The following is a 21021-nucleotide window of genomic DNA, read 5'->3' as shown; positions in this document are numbered from 1 at the left end:
AGGATGGCGCCTTCACGACCCACCTGCGCAGGGCTGGTGCATCAGATGAGCAACGACGATTGTCGCCCGGGCTGTGGCGCCTGCTGCATTGCCCCCTCGATCTCCTCGCCGATTCCCGGCATGCCGAACGGCAAGCCGGCGGGAGTGCGCTGCGTGCAGCTCGACGACGCCAACCTCTGCCGGCTGTTCGGCGATCCGCGCCGTCCGGTGGTCTGCGCTCGCTTCGAGTTCGACGGCGAGCTGTGTGGCAACCACCGCGACCAGGCGCTCGAGCGCATCGCCGCCCTGGAGCTGGCGACCGACTAGGCGATCCGGTCGAAGCGCTGAAGGGTCTGCAACAGCTCCCTGACGCGCTCGGCAGAGAGCTCGTACTCCGCCATCAGCGCCTCGAGACGCTGCTCGAAATCCTCACCAGACTCGGCCAGTGCGACCTCCTCCTCCGCCGCCGCTGGCTGCCTGGTTTCGAGTTCGGCGGGTGGCTCGGCCGCTGGAGAAGAGTCCAGCTCGCGTAGTGCCTCGGCGAAGGCGTCGTCGAGTTCCCGGAACTGGCGAAGCTTATCGCGCTCGCCCATGGCGTTGCGTGGTGTGTGATGTTTCATGCCTGATCGTCGTGTAGCGGGCGAACGGGAAGAGCGCGCGGCACGTCCGCCCGAGTGGGGAAACCGCGATTATACCCCTCTTCACCGCTATCGCTAAGGCCACCCTCCCCCTCTCCAGGATTACCCGGGAATTACGCCCTTGATCCAGACTGTGACCGGGAACAGTGAAACTATGCAACAGCGCGCAAAAGTGTATTCCAAACTTGCCTTTGTTGTTGCTTAGAACGCATAAAGGAATCAGGCGCGACTCGCGACCACGCCCCGGAATGTGAGGCCCCAGCAACGGCCTCGCAAAAAGAGGGCCGAACCACGCCCGGATGGGATCATCGCAAGGAACAGGGCCAGACAATGTTCAATGAAATTGTGCGAGCAGAGATCTGGCTGCAGGACACCCTGGAGAGCCAGGAAAGCATAGCAGCGCTGGCCGAGAGACTGGGCTACTCCACCTCCCAGGTCAGGCGGCGTTTCCGCCAGTACTTCGGCATGTCACCCAGCGCCTATCGAGAGTCCCTGCGTCTCGAAAAGGCCGGCAGGTTGCTGGTCCATACGCCCCTCGGCATTCGGGAAGTCGCCAGGCGCAGCGGCTACACCAACCACTCGGCCTTCAGTCGCGCCTTCTTGCGCCGCTTCCGCTGCACCCCGCGGGAACACCGCCAGTCGGGACGCAGGGCACTGGCAAAGGCGGCCAGCGAAGCAGGCGGGGAGCTTTCACCACGCATACAGCGAATAGCGCCTTGTTCGGCAGTGGTCGCACGCCAGTATGAGCCGGGCGCCGCCCTCCCTGCACCGGACAGCTGGCACGAGAGCCTCAACGGCTATCAGCTGCCCTTGCCGGGCGCCCCCGAACGGGCAGCGGCGATCATGCTGCTGTATGCCATGGGTCCCGAGGCCGCGCTACCCAGGCGCGATATCGGGGTGCTGGTGGATGGCCGGGCGGCAGACTCGCTGGCAATTCCGCCGTCGCTGCGACTGCTCCAGCTGCCAGAGGCACGGGTTGCCTGCCTCGACCTTCCCGACCCCGCCCGGCTCGAGCCCATGCTGGCGGGCGTGTTGGCAACGCTGCCTGAGATGTCCGAGCACTACAGTGGCGAGCCGATACGCCTGGTAAAGAGTGACGCGGGGGTCGAACTCCAGTTGCCCCTGCTCGAGACAGGCTGACCGGGCTCGGCGAGACTGCAACGATAAAACGGCGCCCCGAAGGCGCCGTTTTTTCATGCTCGCCGGACTGCAAATCACAATCCGGTACCGAGTCGATAACTCCGAGCTTACTCTTCGACACGCACCAGCCAGGACTCGACGGTATCGGAACCGAACTCGTCCTTCCAGGCCTTGAGTGTCTTCTGGTTGCCACCGCGAGTCTCGACGACTTCACCGGTGTTGGGATTCTTGTAGATCTTCAACTTGCGCTTGCGGCGCGTGCCGGTGGCGGAGGAAGCCGCCGCTTTCGGGGCTGAGGCCGCCGGCTTGGGGTCGAGCAGCGCGATGACGTCCGCGGCACTCTTGTCGTACTCCTTCATCAGCGTTTCCAGCTTGTCCTTGAACTCGAGCTCGCTCTGGAGACGCTTGTCGTTCTGCAGCTTGTCCAGGTTGGACTGGAGTTCCTTCAGCTGCTGTTCCATCTGCATGTATTCGTTAAGAAGTGACATCTAGTGTTTTCCTTGATGCGGGTTTGGCGGGAAACAACGGGGAAGCATTATGTGTGGTAATAACGTCTTATTGCAATAGTCTGGGCGAGTTATCCGATTGAAGCAAGTTGTCGCACTTTATAAGGGCGATAACATTTCATGGAGTCCACCGGATGAGTTGCCAAGCAACCCGAGGAAGTTGAACTCCTGGGCACCGACGCCGTGAATGTCGTCTGGACGATTTACTGAATCCAGAGTTCACCCAACAGCCGAACAGCAAAGGGGCCCGCCGATGCCGCAAGGTGACTTCGCATATGTGCCCCCTAAAAAAAACCGCCGCCCCGAAGGGCGGCGGTTCTTGTCCGTCGGAAGCGTGCTTCCGATCAGTCCTGACCCATCTGCTGCTTGATCAGGTCGCCGATGGTGGTCGGGCCACCGCTCTCGGGCGCCTCTTCACGCAGCTTCTTCAGGTTCTGACGAGTGTCGTCCTGATCCTTGGCCTTGATGGAGAGGTTGATCTGACGGTTCTTGCGATCGACACCGATGATGCGGGCCTCGACGCTGTCGCCTTCGTTCAGGACGTTGCGAGCATCCTCGACGCGGTCGGCGCTGATCTCGGAGGCCTTGAGCACGGCAACGACATCGGTAGCCAGCTCGACCTGGGCCTGCTTGGCATCGACCTCGACCACGCGGCCGGTGACGATGGAGCCCTTGTCGTTGACCGCCAGGAACTCGGAGACCGGATCGGTATCGAGTTGCTTGATGCCCAGCGAGATGCGCTCACGCTCCGGATCGATGGAGAGGATCACGGCCTCGGCCTCGTCACCCTTCTTGAACTGGCGAACCGCTTCTTCGCCGGTATCGGTCCAGGAGATGTCGGAGAGGTGAACCAGACCGTCGATGCCGCCTTCCAGGCCGATGAAGATGCCGAAGTCGGTGATCGACTTGATGGTGCCGGCAACACGATCGCCCTTGTTGTAGGTGGCGCTGAAGGTCTCCCAGGGATTGGCGGTGCACTGCTTGATACCCAGGGAGATACGACGACGCTCCTCGTCAATATCCAGGACCATGACGTCCACATCGTCGCCGACCTGGACGACCTTGGACGGATGGATGTTCTTGTTGGTCCAGTCCATTTCGGAGACGTGGACCAGACCCTCGACACCCTCTTCCAGCTCGGCGAAGCAGCCGTAGTCGGTGAGGTTGGTGACGGTGGCGTGAACCTTGGTGCCTTCCGGGTAACGATCCTTGATGTTGACCCAGGGATCTTCGCCCAGCTGCTTCAGGCCCAGGGAGACGCGGTTGCGCTCGCGGTCGAACTTGAGCACCTTGACGGTGATCTCGTCGCCCACGGCCACGATCTCGCTGGGATGCTTGATGCGCTTCCAGGCCATGTCGGTGATGTGCAGCAGGCCATCGACGCCGCCCAGGTCGACGAAGGCGCCGTAGTCGGTGAGGTTCTTGACGATACCGACGATCTGCTGGCCTTCCTGCAGGGTGGCGAGCAGGGCCTCACGCTCGGCGCTGTTCTCGGCCTCGAGCACGGCGCGACGGGAAACGACAACGTTGTTGCGCTTCGGGTCGAGCTTGATGACCTTGAAGTCGAGTTCCTTGTTCTCGAGGTGCGTGGTGTCGCGCACCGGACGCACGTCGACCAGGGAACCCGGCAGGAAGGCACGGATGGAGTCGACGTCGACGGTGAAGCCGCCCTTGACCTTGCCGTTGATCACGCCCTTGACGATCTCGTCCTTCTCGAAGGCGGCTTCCAGCACCTTCCACGCTTCGGCGCGCTTGGCCTTCTCGCGGGAGAGGCGGGTCTCGCCGAAACCGTCCTCGACGGCTTCCAGGGCGACGTGCACTTCGTCGCCAATGGCGATGGCCAGTTCGCCGTTCTCGTCACGGAACTGGGCCGAGGGGATCTGACCTTCGGACTTCAGGCCGGCATTGACGGTGACCCAGTCACCCTCGATGTCGACGACGGTAGCCACGACGATGGCGCCGGGCTCCATGTTGATGTCCTGGAGAGACTGTTCAAAAAGTTCAGCAAAGCTTTCGCTCATGATGTTCCTACGTGATCAACGTTAAAGTGCGGCGGAGCCGCTTCCTCCGCACCACCAGCGAGTGCGGGCCTTATTCACCAAACCCCCGGAGATGTTGGCGCTGGTTCGACCTGGCTCGGCTCTCGGCTAACGGTGCCGAGCCACGTCATCACATGCTGCCGGAGGCGCCGCAAGGGAGTTTCAGGCGTCGGGGAGCAGACCGCGTTGGGTCAGGAGCTCCGTCAGCCGATCCACCACTTCCGGTATCGTCAGGCGCGTGGTATCAAGCGTGATGGCGTCATCGGCCGGCTTGAGTGGCGCCACGCTGCGCTGCATATCGCGGGCGTCGCGCGCCTGAATCTCCTTCAAAAGACTCGATAGACTAGCATCCACCCCGGCCTCTCGCAACTGGCGCTGGCGGCGATGGGCGCGTTCCTCGGCACTCGCGGTGAGAAAGATCTTCAGCGGCGCCTCCGTGAATACCACCGTGCCCATGTCACGCCCGTCGGCCACCAGCCCGGGGGGCTTGCGGAAGTCACGCTGGCGGCTCAGCAGCGCCTCGCGCACCGCGGGCAGTGCGGCGACCCGCGAGGCGGCGTCGCCCACCTGCTCGGTGCGGATGGTGGTGGTGGCGTCATCGCCCTCGAGCAGCACCCGGGTGGAGTCGGCCTCGGCCACGAACACCACATCGAGACCGCGCGCCACCTCGGCGAGCCGCGCCTCATCCTCCAAGGACACGCCGTGCTTGCCGGCGGCCAGGGCGGTCAGGCGATAGAGGGCGCCGGAGTCCAGCAGGTGCCAGCCCAGCCGCTCGGCGACCAGGCGACTGATGGTGCCCTTGCCGGCACCGCCGGGGCCATCGATGGCCAGCACCGGTGCCTGGGTCCGGAATTCACTCATGCGCCCTCCTCGCTCGACTCTTCCTGCAGTGTCAGACCCACCTTGCGCGCCAGGTCGACGAACCCGGGGAAGGAGGTGGCAACGTTGGCGCAGTCATCGATGATGATCTCCCCACTGGCACGCAGGGCGGCGATGGCAAACGCCATGGCGATGCGGTGATCCTCGAGGCTGTCGATGCGCCCGCCGCCATAGCTTGGCGAAGAGTCGTTGGCGCCCTCGACATTGTCACCGCCCACGATATCGATACCGTCCGGGTAGAGGCTGTGCTCGACGCCGATGGCGGCCAGTCCGTCGGCCATGGCCTGCAGCCGGTCGGACTCCTTGACCCGCAGCTCCTCGGCACCACGCAGTCGGGTAGTGCCCTCGGCGTTGGCCGCGGCGATAAACAGCGCCGGGAACTCGTCGATGGCCAGCGGCACCTGATCCACCGGGATCTCGATGCCCTTGAGGGGAGCGTAGCGGATATGCAGGTCGGCCACCGGCTCGCCGCCCACCTCACGCTCGTTCGTCAGGCGCAGGTCGGCCCCCATGAGCTGGAGGATATTGATCACCCCGATGCGGGTCGGATTGATGCCGACATGCTCCAGCACCAGGTCGGAGCCGGGGGTGATCGCCGCCGCCACCAGGAAGAAGGTGGCCGAGGAGATATCGCTGGGCACGTCGATGGGGGCCGCGGTGAGCTTGCCGCCACCTTCGAGCCAGCAGGTATCGTCCTCACGATGCACCGCGTAGCCGAACCCGGTCAGCATGCGCTCGGTATGATCCCGGGTCGGTGCCGGCTCGCGCACGCGGGTCTCGCCCTCGGCGTAGAGGCCGGCGAGCAGCAGGCAGGACTTCACTTGGGCGCTGGCCATGGGCATGTCGTAGGTGATGCCCTTGAGCGCACGGCCGCCATGGAGATGCAGCGGCGGGCGGCCGCCCTCGGCGGTGTCGATCTCGGCACCCATCAGGCGCAGCGGATCGGCCACCCGGTTCATGGGGCGCTTGGTCAGCGAGGTGTCGCCGGTCAGCTCGGTATCGAAGGCCTGGCCGGCCAGCAGCCCGGCAAACAGGCGCATGGCGGTGCCGGCATTGCCCACATAGAGGGGGCCGGAGGGCGCCTTGAGGCCGTGCATGCCCACACCGTGGACGGTCACGCGGCCCTGGTGGGGGCCCTCGATGGCCACGCCCATCTCGCGGAACGCCTGCAGGGTCGCCAGGCTGTCCTCGCCCTCCAGGAAGCCCTTGATCTCGGTGACCCCCTCGGCCAGGGCGCCGAGCATGATGGAGCGGTGGGAGATCGACTTGTCGCCGGGGACGCGGATGCGTCCGACCACGGCGCCGCCGGGGCTCACCCGGTAGCGCAGCTTGCCTTGCTGTTGCATCTGGTATTCCGCCTGATAACTGGTCTTATTGAGCAGGGATTCGAAGTAGTGCCGGGCGTGGCTGGCGCGATCGAAGGTCGCCAGCATGGCATCGCCATCGCCGCGCTCCACGGCGCCACGCAGCCGCGCCACACCGGCCTCGAAGTCGTCGAGGGAGGCGAGCACGGCATCGCGGTTGGCGGTGAAGATATCGCGCCACATCACCGGATCGCTTCCGGCGATACGGGTGAAGTCGCGAAAGCCCCCGGCGGCGTAACGGAAGATCTCGAGGCGCTCGTCCTGGCGGGCCAGGGTATCCACCAGCGAGAAGGCCAGCAGGTGCGGCAGGTGACTGGTACGGGCCAGCACCTGGTCATGGCGCGCCACGTCCATCTCCAGCACCTCGGCGCCGCACGCCGCCCACAGGGCGCGCACGCGGGCAAGCGCCGCCGGGTCGGTATCCGGCTCGGGCGTGAGGATCACCTTGTGGTCGACATAGAGCTCGGGATTGGCCGCCGCCACGCCACTCTTCTCGGAGCCGGCGATGGGATGGCCGAGCACCAGGGTCGGCGGCACGCGGCCGAAGGCGGCGATAGCGCAGTCGCGGATGGCGGCCTTGGTGCTACCCACATCGGTGATCACCACCTCGGGAGCGGCGCGCCCGAGCAGGCCGGCGAGCTCGCTCATCACGCCGCGCATGGCCAGCACCGGCACCGCCAGCACCACCAGGCTGACGCCGTCGATGACGTTCTCGAGGCGCGTGTCGCCGCCGTCGATCAGGCCCATCTCGATGCCGCGGGCGATCTCGTCCGGGTCGGGGCCACAAGAGAGAATGGTGCCCCGAAACCCGGCGGCGCGCAGGGCCGCGGCCAGGGAGCCGCCGATCAGGCCGAGCCCGACGATCAGGATGCGGGACTCGGTGACCGGCTGTTTCACCAGTGATGCCATGCCTCAGAGCACGCCGACGGGGTAGGAGCCCAGCACCTTGACCTCGGCGGCACGCAGGCGCACCTCCTCCAGCACCGCGGCGACACGGGGCTCGTCGCGGTGGCCCTTGAAGTCGATGAAGAACACATAGTTCCACACGCCGCTGCGCGAGGGGCGGGTCTCCAGGCGGGTCATGTCGATCTGGTGGCGATGGAACGGCTCCAGCAGGTCGTGCAGGGCACCCGGCTGGTTGCGCATGGCCACCACGATGGAGGTCTTGTCCTCGCCGGACATCGGCACGTCCTGGTTGCCGATGATCAAAAAGCGCGTGGAGTTGTCCGGGCGATCCTCGATCTTCTCGGCGAGCCGGGTGAGGCCGTAGAGCTTGGCCGACATGTCACCGGCGATGGCCGCGCTGTGCCACTCGGTCTTGACCAGGCGCGCCGCCTCGGCATTGGAGGAGACCGGCACCCGCTCGGCCTGGGGATAGTGGGCGTCGAGCCACTTGCGGCACTGGGCGAAGGACTGCGGATGCGAGTAGATGCGCGAGACCTTGTCCTGGCGGGTGGTCTCGCTCACCAGCAGGTGATGGTGGATGCGCAGCACCACCTCGCCGCAGATGCGCAGGCCGGAGTCCATGAAGGAGTCCAGGGTGTGGTTGATCACTCCCTCGGTGGAGTTCTCCACCGGCACCACGCCGTAGTTGACCGCGCCGGCCTCGACCTCGCGGAACACCTCGTCGATGGCGGCCATGGGCAAACTGACCGCGCTCTCGCCGAAGTGCTTGAGGGTGGCCTGCTGGGTGAAGGTGCCCTCCGGCCCCAGGTAGGCGACCTTGATGGGCTGTTCCAGGGCCAGGCAGGCGGACATGATCTCGCGGAACAGCCGCGCCACCTCTTCGCTATCCAGCGGCCCCTTGTTGAGCGCCATGATCCGGCGAAGCACCTGGGCTTCCCGCTCGGGGCGATAGAATACCGCCCCGGCGTCGGCGGCGGTCTTGGCCTGGGCGACCCGCTGGGCGCACTCGGCGCGCTCGTTCATCAGCGTCAGCAGCTGGCTGTCCAGGTCGTCGATGCGGTCACGCAGCGCATCGAGATCGATGGGGGTGTCACTCATGGTTTTATCAGCCCCTTCTGTTTTCGAAATCGGCCATGAAGTCGATCAGCGCATCCACGGCGGCCTCGGGCACGGCGTTGTAGAGGCTCGCGCGCATGCCCCCCACGCTGCGGTGACCCTTGAGGTTCAACAGCCCGGCCTGCTCGGCCTCGGCGAGGAACGGCTTGTCCAGGCGCTCGTCGGCAAGCACGAAGGGCACGTTCATGCGTGAGCGGTTGACCGGCGCGATAGGGTTCGAGTAGAGGGCGCTGGCGTCGATGGCCGTGTAGAGCTTGGCGGCCTTGCGGGCGTTGATCGCCTCCATGGCCGAGAGCCCACCGATATCATCTTTAAGCCACTCGAACACCAGCCCCGCCAGGTACCAGCTATAGGTGGCCGGGGTGTTGACCATGGAGCCGGCCTCGGCCAGGGCCTTGTAGCCGAACAGCGAAGGCATGTCGGGCCGCGCGCGGTCGAGCAGGTCATCACGCACGATCACCACCACCAGGCCGGCCGGGCCGATGTTCTTCTGGGCACCGGCATAGATGATGCCGAACTGCGAGACATCCAGCGGGCCGGAAAGGATCGACGAGGACATGTCGCAGACCAGCGGCACCTCGCTGCCGTCCGGCCGGCGCGGCCCGCCACCTTCACTGCCGGGAATATAGTCAAAGGCCAGGCCGCCGATGGTCTCGTTGGCGGTGTAGTGCAGGTAGGCGGCGTCACCGGAGAGCTCGAGCTGCTCCGGGCGCGGCACCGCGGTATTGCCGTCGGCTTCGCTCGACGCCGCTACCCGGACGTCACCGAACAGGTGGCGCGCCTCGGCGATGGCCTTGCGGCTCCAGATGCCGGTATCGACGAAGTTGGCGCTGCCTCCCTGACCGAGCAGGTTGTAGGGCACCGCGGCGAACTGCTGGGTCGCCCCACCCTGGGTGAAGAGCACCTTGTAGTTGGCGGGGATGGCCAGCAGCTCGCGCAGATCCGCCTCGGCCTTCTCGGCAATGGCGACATACTCCGGGGAGCGGTGGCTCATCTCCATCACCGAGAGGCCATGGCCGCGGTAGTCGAGCATCTCGTCGCGGGCCCGCTCCAGCACCACGGTGGGCAGCGCCGCGGGACCGGCGCAGAAGTTGTGGTGGCGAATGGGGGACAGACCCCCATTTCCGTTACTCCCCATCGTGCTGATCTCCGTTATTTTCATCGAAATGGGGGTCTGTCCCCGATTCCTCCGATTCCTCGGGCTCGTCGATACGCACCGTCTTGACCAGCTTCTCGTCGTTGCCCAGGCGAATCAGCATCACGCCCTGGGTGTTGCGCGAGGTGATCGAGACCTCGTCGACGCGGGTCCGCACCAGGGTGCCGCGGTCGGTGATCAGCATCATCTCGTCGGAGGAGTAGACCTGCATGGCGGCAACCAGCGAGCCGTTTCGCTCACTGGTCTGCATGGCGATGACACCCTGGCCGCCGCGGCCGCGCAGCGGGAACTCCTCCAGGCGGGTGCGCTTGCCGTAGCCGTTCTCGGAGGCGGTGAGGATATAGATCTGGCCGCCATTGGCGTGCTCGATGGCGGCGCCCTCCTCGCCCTCCGCTTCCACGTCGGCCTCGGCATCGATCTGCTGGCTCTGAGGGATGATCAGGCTGATCACCTCGGCATCATCGAGCAGGCGCATGCCGCGTACGCCGCGGGCGGTGCGGCCCATGGCACGCACATTGCCCTCCTCGAAGCGGATCGCCTTGCCGTTGGAGGAGAGCAGCATGACGTGGTCGGAGCCCGAAGTGATGGCGGCGCCGATCAGGCGATCGCCCTCCTCGAGGTCGATGGCGATCAGGCCCACGCTGCGTGGCCGCGAGAACTGCTCGAGGCTGGTGCGCTTCACCGTGCCGCGAGCGGTGGCGAAGAAGATGTAGTTGTCCGGGTCATAGTGGCGCACCGGCAGGATGGCGTTGATCGCCTCGCCCTCGTCCAGCGGCAGCATGTTGACCAGCGGCTTGCCCCGCGAGCCACGGCTGGCCGCCGGCATCTCGTAGACCTTGAGCCAGTAGACCTTACCGCGGTTGGAGAACAGCAGCACGGTATCGTGGGTGGAAGCCACCAGCAGGTGCTCGATGACGTCCTCGTCCTTCATGGCGGTGGCCGACTTGCCGCGACCACCGCGGCGCTGGGCCTGGTAGTCGGAGAGCGGCTGGGTCTTGGCGTAGCCGGTGCGCGACACCGTGACCACCATGTCCTCCTCGGCGATCAGGTCCTCCATGGAGAGGTCGAGGTGGCTGGCCTGGATCTCGGTCTTGCGCGGATTGCCGAACTGGTCGCGCACCGCGATCAGCTCCTCGCGGATCACCTCGAGCAGGCGCTCGGCGGAGGCCAGGATCGCCATCAGCTCGGCGATCTTCTCGAGGATGCCCAGGTACTCGTCGAGCAGCTTCTCGGTCTCCAGCCCGGTCAGGCGGTGCAGGCGCAGTTCGAGGATGGCCTGAGCCTGGGCCGGCGACAGGCGATACTGGCTGCCGGCCTGGTCGAGGCCGAAGCCCTCCTCGAGGTCCTCGGGCTTGCAGGAGGTGGCCCCGGCCCGCTCGAGCATGCCGGTGACCTGCCCCGGCGGCCAGGTGCGGGCGAGCAGCTTCTCCTTGGCCTCGGCGGCGTTGGGCGAGCCCTTGATCAGCTCGATGACCTCGTCGATGTTGGAGATCGCGACGGTGAGGCCCTCGAGGATATGACCGCGCTCACGAGCCTTGCGCAGCTCATAGAGGGTGCGCCGGGTGACCACTTCGCGGCGGTGGCGAATGAACGCCTCGAGGATCTCCTTGAGATTGAGGATCTTCGGCTGGCCGTTGTCGATGGCGACCATGTTGATGCCGAAGACGGTCTGCAGCTGGGTCTGGGCGAAGAGGTTGTTGACTACCACCTCGCCGGATTCGCCGCGCTTGACCTCGATCACCACCCGCAGGCCGTCCTTGTCGGACTCGTCGCGCAGCTCGGCGATGCCCTCGATCTTCTTCTCCTTGACCAGCTCGGCGATCTTCTCGATCAGACGCGCCTTGTTCACCTGGTAGGGAAGCTCGTTGACGATGATATGGTCGCGGCCACTCTTGTCGTCATGCTCGATGGTATGGCAGGCACGCACATAGATGCGCCCGCGGCCGGTGCGGTACGCCTCGAGGATGCCGGCACGGCCGTTGATGATGCCACCGGTGGGGAAGTCGGGCCCGGGGATATGCTCCATCAGGTCATCGACGGAGAGGGTGTAGTCGTCGATCAGCGCCAGGCAGGCGTTGATGATCTCGCCCATGTTGTGAGGCGGGATATTGGTCGCCATGCCCACGGCGATGCCCGAGGAGCCGTTGATCAGCAGGTTGGGGACCTTGGTGGGCAGCACCTCGGGGATGCGCTCGGTACCGTCGTAGTTGTCGACCCAGTCGACGGTCTCCTTCTCCAGGTCGGCCAGCAGTTCGTGGGCCAGGCGCGACATGCGCACCTCGGTGTAACGCATGGCCGCGGCGCTGTCGCCGTCGATGGAACCGAAGTTGCCCTGGCCATCGACCAGCACGTGGCGCATGGAGAAGTCCTGGGCCATGCGCACGATGGTGTCGTAGACGGCACTGTCACCGTGGGGGTGATACTTACCGATGACATCGCCCACCACACGGGCGGACTTCTTGTAGGGCTTGTTCCAGTCGTTGCCGAGCTCGTGCATGGCGAACAGCACACGCCGGTGAACCGGCTTGAGGCCATCGCGCACATCCGGCAGCGCCCGGCCGATGATCACGCTCATCGCGTAATCGAGGTACGACTGCTTCAGTTCGTCCTCGATGTTGACTGGCAGAATCTCTCTGGCGATGTCACCCATGGGTCGTCGAATCCTTTGCACTGCAGGAGGTTGGCCGCCCGCCGTGGCGTTGCCTGGGGCGCCATAACAGCCTCACATCATACCACTCCGGCACGGGCAAAGGGAGTTGGCTGTGCCAGCCAGGACCCACCGGTCTACTCCAGCACGAGGGGGGCCAGCAGGTCATGCAGCTCGCCCTCGATGGGGATGGCACGATTGGCGGCCACATCGAGCAGCACGAAGGTGATGGTGGCGCGACTCACCAGCGCATCGTCGCTCCGCCGGTAGATCTCCTGGGCCATGCGTGCACTGCGCCTGCCCAGCTCGCAGATCCGGCTGGCGATCTCGAGATCATCGCCGGCCACCGCCGCGGCGCAGTAGTCGATATTGACGTTCACCGCCACGAAGGCCACGTCGCCTCGCTGCAGGCGACGAAACAGCTCGGGCCGGTCGTCGAAGTAAGCCCAGCGTCCCTCCTCCAGAAACTCCAGGTAGCGGGCGTTGTTGACGTGGCCATAGCCATCGAGGTGGTAGCCGCGGACGCGCAGCGAGGTTCGAGAGATTCGGCTATCCATGGGGGAGCTCTCCTGCCGGGGGAAAGCCTCGATTCTAGGCACCGATTCGCCTCAACTTCAAACAATCGTTTTACGCCTCTCCGGCGATCGACGCTGGTACCCCTGCGCCCCTTCGGTAATAATGGCAGCCCTTTTCTCCGGGAAAAATGCTTCATGTGGTTCAAGCACTTACACCTTTATCGACTGCACGACGCGCCCGAGCTGGACGCCGCCACCCTGGAAGAGGCCCTGGCCGAGCAGGCCGCCCGTCCGCTGGGTGGCCAGGATCCCCGCCGCCTGGGCTGGACCTTCCCCGGTGGTCGTGCCGACACTGCTCGCCTGCACGAGCTGCAGGGGCAGCGCCTGCTTAGCGCGCTGCGCCAGGAACGCCTGCTGCCCGCCAGCGTGGTCAAGGAGGAGGTCGATGAGCGCGCCGCCGAGGTGGAGACGCGCGAGGGGCGCAAGCTGCGCCGCCAGGAGAAGATCGCCATCAAGGAGCAGGTGGTCGAGGAGCTACTGCCGCGTGCCTTCGTGCGCAGCCAGAAGATCGACCTATGGTGGGACACCCGGCGCCGGCTGATCGGTATCAACGCCAGTTCGCGCACCCGCGCCGAGGAGCTCCTCGACCTGCTGCGCGAGACCCTGGGCAGCCTCAAGGTCACCCCGCTGGCGACCCAGGTGATGCCCATGCGTGCCATGACCCAGTGGCTTACCGACCCCGCCTCGCGCCCCGCCGACCTGGTGATGGGCGACCAGGTGGAGCTCAAGGCCAAGGGCGACGACGGCGTGCTGCGGGCCCGCCAGGTGGACCTCGACAGCGACGAGATCCAGCAGTTGCTGGAGAGCGGACGCCAGGCCAGCAAGCTGGCCGTGGAGGTCGAGGGGCGGCTAAGCTTCGTGCTGCATGACGACCTGGCACTGAAGTCGCTGCGCTTCGGCGACGCCCTGATCGACGAGGCCAACGCCACCGACGACGGTGACGACGCCCTGCTGCGCCTGGATACCGACTTCGTGCTGATGGCCCAGGCCCTGGGCGAGAACACCGAGCGCCTTATCGCCTGGCTAGGCGGCGAGGCCGGCACCGCAAGCGACGCTTGAGCACCATGACCGACAATCGACCCGACAGCGACGCCCAGGACCCCTGGGCCGAGATCCGCCCCTACAACGACGACGAGGTCGCCGGGGTACTGGCGCGGCTGACCCATGAGCCGGAACTGCTCGACGCCCTGACCCGTTTTCGCCTGCCACGACTCTCGCGCGTCATGCCGGGCCTCTCGCGCACCCTGGCCAGCCTGGCGCTGCGCCGGCAGGCGCGCGGCGTGGCGAGCGTCAGGGACTTCCAGCAGCGCATCGCCGGCTATATGGAGCGGATGATTCGCACCTCTACCGACGCGTTCGAGACCGAGGGCCTGGATGCCCTGAACGACGATACCGCCTACCTGTTCATCGGCAACCACCGCGATATCTCGCTGGACCCGGCCTTCGTCAACTACGCCCTCTACCTGGCCGGACGCAATACGGTGCGCATCGCCATCGGCGACAACCTGCTCAAGAAGCCCTATGTCACCGACCTGATGCGCTTGAACAAGAGCTTCATCGTGCCGCGCAGCGCCCGTGGCAAGCGCGCGATGCTTGCCGCCTACCAGAAGCTCTCCAGTTATATCCGCCACTCCATCACCGCCGACAACCACTCGATCTGGATGGCCCAGCGTGAGGGGCGCGCCAAGGATGGCATCGACCGCACCGACCCGGCGATCATCAAGATGATGACCATGGCGCGCCGTACCGAGGATCGCCAGGCGAGTCTGGGCGAGGCGATCGCCGAGCTGCGACTGGTGCCGGTGGCGATCAGCTACGAGTACGACCCCTGCGACGTGCAGAAGGCCCGCGAACTGCATGCGCTGCACTCCAGCGGCGCCTACGAGAAAGGGCAGTACGAGGATATCCAGTCCATCGTCGCCGGCATCACCGGCCACAAGGGTCGCGTCATGCTCAGCTTCGGGACGCCGCTGGACGCCTCCTTCGGCGCACCGGATGCCGTCGCCGCCGAGATCGACCGCCAGGTGCTCGAGGGCTATCACCTCTTCCCCAGCCACTACCTGGCGCTGGAGACGCTGGGCGAGGCCCCCGATCTGGTCGACCAGAGCGAGGTCACCGACGCCGACCGCGCCCGCTTCCAGGCCCGCCTGCAACAGGTGCCGGCCGAGCTGCGCGACTGGTGGCTGGCCCAGTACGCCAACCCGGTACTCAACAAGGCAGGCCGCGCACCCTACGATCCTGCTGCCGAGCAGGACGAGCAGGACCAACAAGCCGACTGAGCCCCGTCACGGGGCTCGCAATGCCGTGTCCGGCCACCTAGACTTCAGCAAACACTGATCCACCCTTCGAGCCCTTCATGTCAGCCGCCCTGCCCGCCTCGCACCGCCCGCTCGCCTCGCCGGCGCGTCGCCGCTTCCTGGCGGGGCTGGGCGGCATGGCGCTGGCCGCGGGCCTGGGCCTGCGGATCCCGGCCGTCGACGCCAATCTCGATCCCTCCCGGTTGCGCCAGAGCATGCAGCGCCTGTATGGCCAGAGCGGCGTGGCCGTGCTCGAGGAGTGGTTCACGCTCCTCGACCGCCTGGCGGGCGCCGACTTGCAGAGCCAGCTCAAGGGGGTCAACGACTTCTTCAACCGGCGGGTGCGTTGGGTGGACGACGACAAGAACTGGGGCCCGGTGGATCACTGGGCCACGCCGCTGGAGACGCTGGGCCAGGGCAAGGGCGACTGCGAGGACTACTCCATCGCCAAGTACGTCACCCTCAAGCAGCTCGGGGTGCCGGGCAACCAGCTGCGCATGATCTATGTAAAGGCGCGTATCGGCCGCAGCAGCATCACCCAGGCGCACATGGTGCTGGGCTGGTACGAGACACCTTCGGCCCAGCCGCTGGTGCTCGACAACCTGGTGCCGTCGATCACCCCCGCCGAGCAGCGCACCGACCTCGACCCGGTCTTCAGCTTCAACAGCCAGGGGCTCTGGGCCGGTGGCAGCAGCCAGTCCCGCGCTGACCCGCTGGCTCGGCTCTCGCGCTGGCGCGGGGTCATCGACCGCATGCGTGACCAGGGATTCATCTGAACCGGGTGCCACACCCGTGGGGAGAACAACGACCATGTCGCTTATCAAGCAGCTCTGGCTCACCGTCATCATACTGCTGCTGCTCGCCTTCGGTGGCAGCCTGTTCATTGGCGTGACCACCAGCCGTGGCTACATCGAGCAGGAAGTCGAGATCAAGAACCGCGACAACGCCAACGCCCTGGCGCTGACCATGAGCCAGATGGAGAAGGACCCGGTCACCATCGGCCTGCTGCTGGCGGCGCAGTTCGATACCGGCCACTACCGGCGCATCGAGCTGCGCGACCCCGGGGGCGAGATCATCGACCTGCGCGAGGGTCCCGAGGAGGTCGCCGACGTGCCGGGCTGGTTCGTTGATCTGGTCAGCTTCGAGGTGCCCGCCGGCCGCGCGGTGATCCAGGATCGCTGGAACCAGTACGGCACCCTCACCCTGGAGAGCCAGCACAGCTTCGCCTATCGCTCGCTGTGGCGGAGCACCCTGGAACTCATCGGCTGGTTCGCCCTGGCCGGCGTGATCAGCCTGGCGCTCGCGGCCTGGATCGTGCGCACCATCCGCCGCCCGTTGCGCCAAGTGGTCGAACAGGCCCGGGACATCGGCGACCGTCGCTTCACCACCTCCCCCGAACCGCGAACCCGTGAGCTCAAGGAGGTGGTGCAGGCCATGAACCAGCTCTCCGGCTCGGTGGCCGAGATGCTCGGCCGCGAGAGCGAGCGCCTCGACCTGCTGCGCAAGCGCCTGCAGCACGACCCGGTCTCCGGCGTGCTCAACCGCGAGGCCTTCATGCATCAGCTGCGCATCATGCTGGAGAGCAACAACCGCCGTGCCACTGGCACCCTGCTGATGGTACGCGTCGCGCAGCTGGGCGAGGTCAGCGAACACCTCGGCCATGCCGAGACCGACAGGCTGCTGCACGCCCTGGCCCAGAGCCTCGAGCAGCTCGGCGATATCCGCGGCGAGGGCATCGCCGGGCGCCTCTCCGGCACCGACTTCGCGTTGCTGGTGCCGGCCAACACCGATACCAATGTCATCGGCCAGGAGCTGACCCAGCGGCTGGCCGCACTCAAGCAGGATCATCACGGAATCCGACTCGGGCTGCCCTCGGCGCTGATCGCCTACGCCCAGGGCGACCGCCCGCGCGCCCTGCTGGCGAGCCTCGACGGCGCGCTCTCCACCGCCGAGCACCGTGGCGACCTCGCCCAGCTGGTGGCCGAGGGGCAACAGCGCCTGCCGCTCTACCAGAGCCATACCGAATGGCGCCAGGCCCTGACCCAGGCACTGGAGGACGGCATCTACCTCGGCCGCTTCCCGGTGCTCGACGCCGAGGGCAAGCTGCTGCACCTCGAGTGCCCCTCGCGCCTGCGTCTCAAGGGGGAGTGGCGGCCGGCCGGCATCTTCATGCCGTGGATCTCGCGGCTCGGCCTGGATGCCCGCCTCGATTTGGCGGTGGCCCGGGAGACGCTGCGCGAGATCAACCGTCACGGCAAGCCACTCGGCATCAACCTCTCCCCCGCCTCGGTGCACGACGGCCGCTTCGTGATGGACTTGAGCGGACTGCTGCAGGGCAATCGCGAGGCCGCCCGCCAGCTGTGGATCGAGGTCCCCGAGGCCATGGTGATCCACGACCTGGAGAGCTTCCGCAGCCTGTGCCGCCAGCTGCAGCCCTTCGGCTGCAAGCTCGGCCTCGAGCATGTCGGTCGCGAGTTCCGCCGTATCTCCGACCTCAAGGACCTGGGGCTCGCCTACCTCAAGATCGACGCCTCGCTGGTCAAGGGCATCGCCGAGAGCCCCGAACGCCAGACCCTGCTGCGCGGCATGGCCACCCTCTGCCACTCCATCGGCATCCTGGCCATCGCCGAGGGCGTCGACAGCCTGCAGGAGTCCGAGCTGGTCCACGAGCTCGGCATCGACGGCGTCACCGGCCCCGGTATCCGCCAGCTCGACCGACCCGGCGGCTGAACACAGGCCACATAACGAGAAGCGCCGCCTGGCAAACAAGCCAGGCGGCGCTTTTCGTTGTGGGAGGCCGGGTCCCCCGGGCGAATGGCGCCGACAGACGCCCCGACAGTGGCTTTCGAACGAGACTCAGATCACCCCGCTCTCCTCATCCTCCGAGTCCACCAGCCGCAGGCCATTGAGCCGACGACGCAACGACTGGCGCTCCATCACCTTCTCCTGGGCCGCATCCGGCAGCTCGGTGAAGCTGATCACCCCCTTGTCCATCAGCAGCTCGATCACGTCCTCCAGCACCCGCACGAAGGCGAGGTCCGTCGCCTGGAAGTAAGCACGTCCCTGATTCGCCTCCCCTTCCGTCAAGAACGCCAAGAGCTCCGGCGAATCCGCCGCCAGGTACTCCTCGCATGCTTGGGTCTTCTCCCGGCTGACCAGCTCGATGCGACCGTCACCGTCGCGCTTGATGTACATGGCTCGCTCCCATTCCCTCGGCATTTCACGGCAGGATAGCAAACTACCCTGCCCGGCGAACCGGACAGGGCAAAGGGTGATCACTCGTGGGTTACTGGTCGATGTTGAGCTGACCGCTATCGATCATCTGCTGGATCAGGTCGGCACTGTCGCTGACATCTCCACCAAAATCGGCGAATGATTTGCCCTCCAGGGTGATCGTCTGATCGGCGTTACCCTTGTCGCCGGCCAACGAGCCATTAGAGCTGATATACAAAACGACGTTGCCGCTGTCTTCTTCAGCGAAGATATAGTCGCTAATATCGTGATTCTCCTCATCCTGCAGGAGATCAGCGAGATCCAGGCGGTCGGCATCCGGCTCGTCTGTGTCGCCGAACTGACCGTCCTCCGTATCGCCGACCACGGTAAAGTCCCTGACGATATCTTCGGCGGGGGCGCCAACGTCACCTTCATCGCCAAACTCCCAGGCAAAGGTATCGGCCCCCGCACCACCAATCAGGATATCGTCGCCGGCCCCGCCAATCAGAGTGTCGTCCCCTCCTTGATCCTGAGGCAGCACCAACGACTCGTGATTATCCTTCAGATAATCCAGCACCTGATCGTTCGTCGGTACCTGACCAAGCTCAGCCTCGAGCTTATCCAGGATGCCCTGGAAGCCCTCGCCAGGTTGATCGGGATGCTCCACGGCATCGCCGAACAAGATATCCTCACCATCGCCGCCACGAAGCACATCGTCACCGACCTCGGCTGGCACCTGTTGCGTGCTGCCGCCCTCGAGGACGTTGTCGAGCTCTTCGGCCGTGTCGATTAGCGATGGCTCTCCAACCGGACCGACCACCAGGTTTGGTGCAATGAGTTTGATATCATCAACATCCAGATCAGACAAACCAGAACTGCTATTATCCTCAACCCGGAACACGATCCTATATGTACCGGAGGAGAGCTCATCACTGGTAATACTGGTTCCCGAACCGGTTCTTTCTAATGTTTCAAATCCGCCGACATCCTCCCATTGCGGACCGGAATCATTTTTCCTCTGCAGCTTCCAACCAAACGAATCACTGCTAGATGAATCATAAGTACGATAAACAAACTCCACCTGACTACCATCGACATCGACGTCAAAGGCGTCGCTAGCAACAGTAGTCGCTGCATTCCCATAACCATCCCACACTGTCAGGTAATTTCCGTAATACCTCCCCGCACCACCACTAGAATCACTCCCCGGAAGCTTACTCCAGCTATTAGAGTGATCGAGCGGATCGTTCGAGCCAAAGAAGTCAGCCAAAGTAGTTTCCGATACACCAAGCTGAGCGGTACCTTGCCCCACAACCTCGGTATTATCGAAGAACTTGAGATACTCCTCGTTGACGTTATTGCTGCCCAAACCGATCCCATAAACGGTGCTGATCTCCGACAGCGGTCCGAAGGCATCGATAGTGTTCTGCAAATTACCCACACTGGTTTGCAAACCGCTGCCATCTCTTGTGGGCTCACCCGATGCATCGAGATGGTAGGTCGGATCACCATCCGTCAGGAAGAACGTCAGGTTCTCATAGTCATTCTGCTGGCCGTCAAACCACTGCTTGGCCTCTAGGAAGGCCGCCTCGTAGTTGGTACCACCATCGGCATCCAGATCGTCGATCGCCGACTCGATCGTGCTCAATGCCCCATCGGTGTTGGTAATGTCATTCAGCGTCAGCAGCGTCTCGGCATTCGTCTCGAAGCTGACGATCTGCAGATTGACGGAGCCGTCATGATTGACGAGCTGGCCTGCCAATTTCTTGAGAGCATCCTTCAGCAGTGACAGCTGATTGGCAATGCTTCCCGATGAATCAACCACCAGTGATACATTGTAGTCTTGTCCGGGGGTGATAGTGGTTTTATTGCCACCGACATCACCCACGAGCACATCGTTTCCGCCCTCTGTGGTTCGGGTATTATCCTCATTGCTACCGACATACAACTCATCCGGAACTTCAGTAAGCTCAATTGAGTTCTCCTCACCGTCGCTGGTGATAGTGCCGGTGATATTGCCGTCATCCATATCACCATCGGCATCGGTGATGATCACCGGCAGATCCAACCCAACGTCAGCCGGGGTGATTTCGGTGTAGCTCACGTCACCGCCGACACGGTAATCCACATCTCCGGCAAGGAACTCAACCGAGGCAATGGCAAGGCCCGAAGCGTCCCCCTCCCAGGTGACATCTGATGAATCAATGTCAATAAGGGAAGGCTGACTCGGGTTGTTGGGGTCGATATCAACAGAAGCCGTGCCTGCCGTACCATCGACGGCAGTGAAGAGAAGGTCAATAGTGGTTGCCGCGCCACCTTTTGTGTTGACAGCAATAGAAAAGCTGCTGACACCCGCCACGACAGAGTTGGCCAGAGCATCATCGACATCGGTCTGATTATTCAACGCCCCCGAGGCATTGATATTATCGTAGAAGTAGAGTAACTATTCAGGTGGCTGCGGATGGGGTATCGCCAACCAGCTGATTTTTCTGGCATAGTGCACAGCATCATTCGGCACACCTATGCGGTGATATGACCATCAGCGATATCAACGTCGACGAGGCCC

Annotated in this window: 17 protein-coding genes; 6 read left to right on the top strand and 11 right to left on the bottom strand. The window is 64.7% G+C overall.

Annotation, left to right across the window (positions count from 1 at the left end; translation table 11 throughout):
* The first annotated feature begins 45 nt into the window (after nucleotides 1–45).
* Nucleotides 46–306: a YkgJ family cysteine cluster protein gene (locus LWH48_RS11480; RefSeq protein WP_232912680.1), complete on the top strand. Its 261-nt coding sequence runs from the start codon at nucleotides 46–48 to the stop codon at nucleotides 304–306.
* Here the strand turns inward: LWH48_RS11480 and LWH48_RS11475 are convergent.
* Nucleotides 303–599 (bottom strand): hypothetical protein, encoded by a 297-nt coding sequence (locus LWH48_RS11475; protein ID WP_232912679.1) that lies wholly within the window; start codon nucleotides 597–599, stop codon nucleotides 303–305. The genes LWH48_RS11480 and LWH48_RS11475 overlap by 4 nt on opposite strands.
* Before the next feature lie 348 nt (nucleotides 600–947).
* Between LWH48_RS11475 and LWH48_RS11470 the strand changes: the two genes are divergently transcribed.
* Nucleotides 948–1757, top strand: a complete 810-nt coding sequence (locus LWH48_RS11470) for a helix-turn-helix domain-containing protein (protein WP_232912678.1) — start codon at nucleotides 948–950, stop codon at nucleotides 1755–1757.
* Nucleotides 1758–1864: 107 nt separating this feature from the next.
* Here LWH48_RS11470 and LWH48_RS11465 read toward each other — a convergent pair whose 3' ends face one another.
* The 8 genes from LWH48_RS11465 to LWH48_RS11430 form a co-directional block, all read right to left on the bottom strand.
* Nucleotides 1865–2245, bottom strand: a complete 381-nt coding sequence (locus LWH48_RS11465) for a histone-like nucleoid-structuring protein, MvaT/MvaU family (protein WP_161429880.1) — start codon at nucleotides 2243–2245, stop codon at nucleotides 1865–1867.
* Nucleotides 2246–2607: 362 nt separating this feature from the next.
* Nucleotides 2608–4284, bottom strand: coding sequence for a 30S ribosomal protein S1 (rpsA, locus tag LWH48_RS11460; protein ID WP_161429881.1), 1677 nt, complete (start codon nucleotides 4282–4284; stop codon nucleotides 2608–2610).
* A gap of 180 nt (nucleotides 4285–4464) precedes the next feature.
* Nucleotides 4465–5163, bottom strand: a complete 699-nt coding sequence (gene cmk, locus LWH48_RS11455; protein WP_232912677.1) for a (d)CMP kinase — start codon at nucleotides 5161–5163, stop codon at nucleotides 4465–4467.
* A complete protein-coding gene (locus LWH48_RS11450) occupies nucleotides 5160–7454 on the bottom strand; it encodes a bifunctional prephenate dehydrogenase/3-phosphoshikimate 1-carboxyvinyltransferase (RefSeq protein WP_232912676.1) in 2295 nt (764 codons plus the stop codon). Before LWH48_RS11450 ends, cmk begins: the two co-directional genes overlap by 4 nt.
* Nucleotides 7455–7457: 3 nt before the next feature.
* Nucleotides 7458–8549 carry a prephenate dehydratase gene (pheA, locus tag LWH48_RS11445; RefSeq protein ID WP_232912675.1) on the bottom strand — a complete coding sequence of 364 codons (1092 nt, stop codon included), beginning with the start codon at nucleotides 8547–8549 and terminating at the stop codon, nucleotides 7458–7460.
* Nucleotides 8550–8556: 7 nt separating this feature from the next.
* Entirely contained in the window at nucleotides 8557–9705 is a 1149-nt protein-coding gene (serC, locus tag LWH48_RS11440) for a 3-phosphoserine/phosphohydroxythreonine transaminase (protein ID WP_232912674.1), read from the bottom strand.
* On the bottom strand, nucleotides 9695–12373 hold the full coding sequence (gene gyrA, locus LWH48_RS11435; RefSeq protein ID WP_232912673.1) for a DNA gyrase subunit A: 2679 nt from the start codon (nucleotides 12371–12373) through the stop codon (nucleotides 9695–9697). Before gyrA ends, serC begins: the two co-directional genes overlap by 11 nt.
* Before the next feature lie 134 nt (nucleotides 12374–12507).
* The gene (locus LWH48_RS11430; protein WP_232912672.1) at nucleotides 12508–12927 is read right to left on the bottom strand and encodes an acyl-CoA thioesterase; all 420 of its coding nucleotides are present in this window, start codon (nucleotides 12925–12927) and stop codon (nucleotides 12508–12510) included.
* Between the two features lie 153 nt (nucleotides 12928–13080).
* Between LWH48_RS11430 and LWH48_RS11425 the strand changes: the two genes are divergently transcribed.
* The 4 genes from LWH48_RS11425 to LWH48_RS11410 all read left to right on the top strand — a co-directional run bounded on the left by LWH48_RS11425 (nucleotide 13081) and on the right by LWH48_RS11410 (nucleotide 17972).
* A complete protein-coding gene (locus tag LWH48_RS11425) occupies nucleotides 13081–14004 on the top strand; it encodes a recombination-associated protein RdgC (protein ID WP_232912671.1) in 924 nt (307 codons plus the stop codon).
* Nucleotides 14005–14009: 5 nt separating this feature from the next.
* Nucleotides 14010–15224 carry a 1-acyl-sn-glycerol-3-phosphate acyltransferase gene (locus LWH48_RS11420; RefSeq protein WP_232912670.1) on the top strand — a complete coding sequence of 405 codons (1215 nt, stop codon included), beginning with the start codon at nucleotides 14010–14012 and terminating at the stop codon, nucleotides 15222–15224.
* A gap of 77 nt (nucleotides 15225–15301) precedes the next feature.
* Nucleotides 15302–16018 carry a transglutaminase-like cysteine peptidase gene (locus tag LWH48_RS11415; RefSeq protein ID WP_232912669.1) on the top strand — a complete coding sequence of 239 codons (717 nt, stop codon included), beginning with the start codon at nucleotides 15302–15304 and terminating at the stop codon, nucleotides 16016–16018.
* Nucleotides 16019–16052: 34 nt separating this feature from the next.
* Nucleotides 16053–17972 (top strand): bifunctional diguanylate cyclase/phosphodiesterase, encoded by a 1920-nt coding sequence (locus LWH48_RS11410; RefSeq protein WP_232912668.1) that lies wholly within the window; start codon nucleotides 16053–16055, stop codon nucleotides 17970–17972.
* A 126-nt stretch (nucleotides 17973–18098) separates the two neighbouring features.
* On the opposite strand, the gene LWH48_RS11405 is transcribed toward LWH48_RS11410, so the two are convergent.
* On the bottom strand, nucleotides 18099–18437 hold the full coding sequence (locus LWH48_RS11405; RefSeq protein WP_232912667.1) for a tryptophan synthase subunit beta like protein: 339 nt from the start codon (nucleotides 18435–18437) through the stop codon (nucleotides 18099–18101).
* A 91-nt stretch (nucleotides 18438–18528) separates the two neighbouring features.
* Entirely contained in the window at nucleotides 18529–20859 is a 2331-nt protein-coding gene (locus LWH48_RS11400) for a VWA domain-containing protein (protein WP_232912666.1), read from the bottom strand.
* Nucleotides 20860–21021: the final 162 nt, after the last annotated feature.

The sequence above is a fragment of the Halomonas sp. G15 genome (assembly GCF_021282295.1).
In the GTDB taxonomy this organism is placed as follows: Bacteria; Pseudomonadota; Gammaproteobacteria; order Pseudomonadales; family Halomonadaceae; genus Halomonas; species Halomonas alimentaria.
This window is presented reverse-complemented; position numbering and strand designations above follow the sequence as displayed.

Coding starts and splice junctions, on each gene's coding strand:
- LWH48_RS11450 (WP_232912676.1), bottom strand. CDS start 7,454: ATGGCATCACTGGTGAAACAGCCGGTCACCGAGTCCCGCATCCTGATC.
- LWH48_RS11430 (WP_232912672.1), bottom strand. CDS start 12,927: ATGGATAGCCGAATCTCTCGAACCTCGCTGCGCGTCCGCGGCTACCAC.
- pheA (WP_232912675.1), bottom strand. CDS start 8,549: ATGAGTGACACCCCCATCGATCTCGATGCGCTGCGTGACCGCATCGAC.
- LWH48_RS11425 (WP_232912671.1), top strand. CDS start 13,081: ATGTGGTTCAAGCACTTACACCTTTATCGACTGCACGACGCGCCCGAG.
- rpsA (WP_161429881.1), bottom strand. CDS start 4,284: ATGAGCGAAAGCTTTGCTGAACTTTTTGAACAGTCTCTCCAGGACATC.
- LWH48_RS11480 (WP_232912680.1), top strand. CDS start 46: ATGAGCAACGACGATTGTCGCCCGGGCTGTGGCGCCTGCTGCATTGCC.
- LWH48_RS11420 (WP_232912670.1), top strand. CDS start 14,010: ATGACCGACAATCGACCCGACAGCGACGCCCAGGACCCCTGGGCCGAG.
- LWH48_RS11415 (WP_232912669.1), top strand. CDS start 15,302: ATGTCAGCCGCCCTGCCCGCCTCGCACCGCCCGCTCGCCTCGCCGGCG.
- LWH48_RS11470 (WP_232912678.1), top strand. CDS start 948: ATGTTCAATGAAATTGTGCGAGCAGAGATCTGGCTGCAGGACACCCTG.
- cmk (WP_232912677.1), bottom strand. CDS start 5,163: ATGAGTGAATTCCGGACCCAGGCACCGGTGCTGGCCATCGATGGCCCC.
- gyrA (WP_232912673.1), bottom strand. CDS start 12,373: ATGGGTGACATCGCCAGAGAGATTCTGCCAGTCAACATCGAGGACGAA.
- LWH48_RS11410 (WP_232912668.1), top strand. CDS start 16,053: ATGTCGCTTATCAAGCAGCTCTGGCTCACCGTCATCATACTGCTGCTG.
- LWH48_RS11465 (WP_161429880.1), bottom strand. CDS start 2,245: ATGTCACTTCTTAACGAATACATGCAGATGGAACAGCAGCTGAAGGAA.
- serC (WP_232912674.1), bottom strand. CDS start 9,705: ATGGGGAGTAACGGAAATGGGGGTCTGTCCCCCATTCGCCACCACAAC.
- LWH48_RS11405 (WP_232912667.1), bottom strand. CDS start 18,437: ATGTACATCAAGCGCGACGGTGACGGTCGCATCGAGCTGGTCAGCCGG.
- LWH48_RS11475 (WP_232912679.1), bottom strand. CDS start 599: ATGAAACATCACACACCACGCAACGCCATGGGCGAGCGCGATAAGCTT.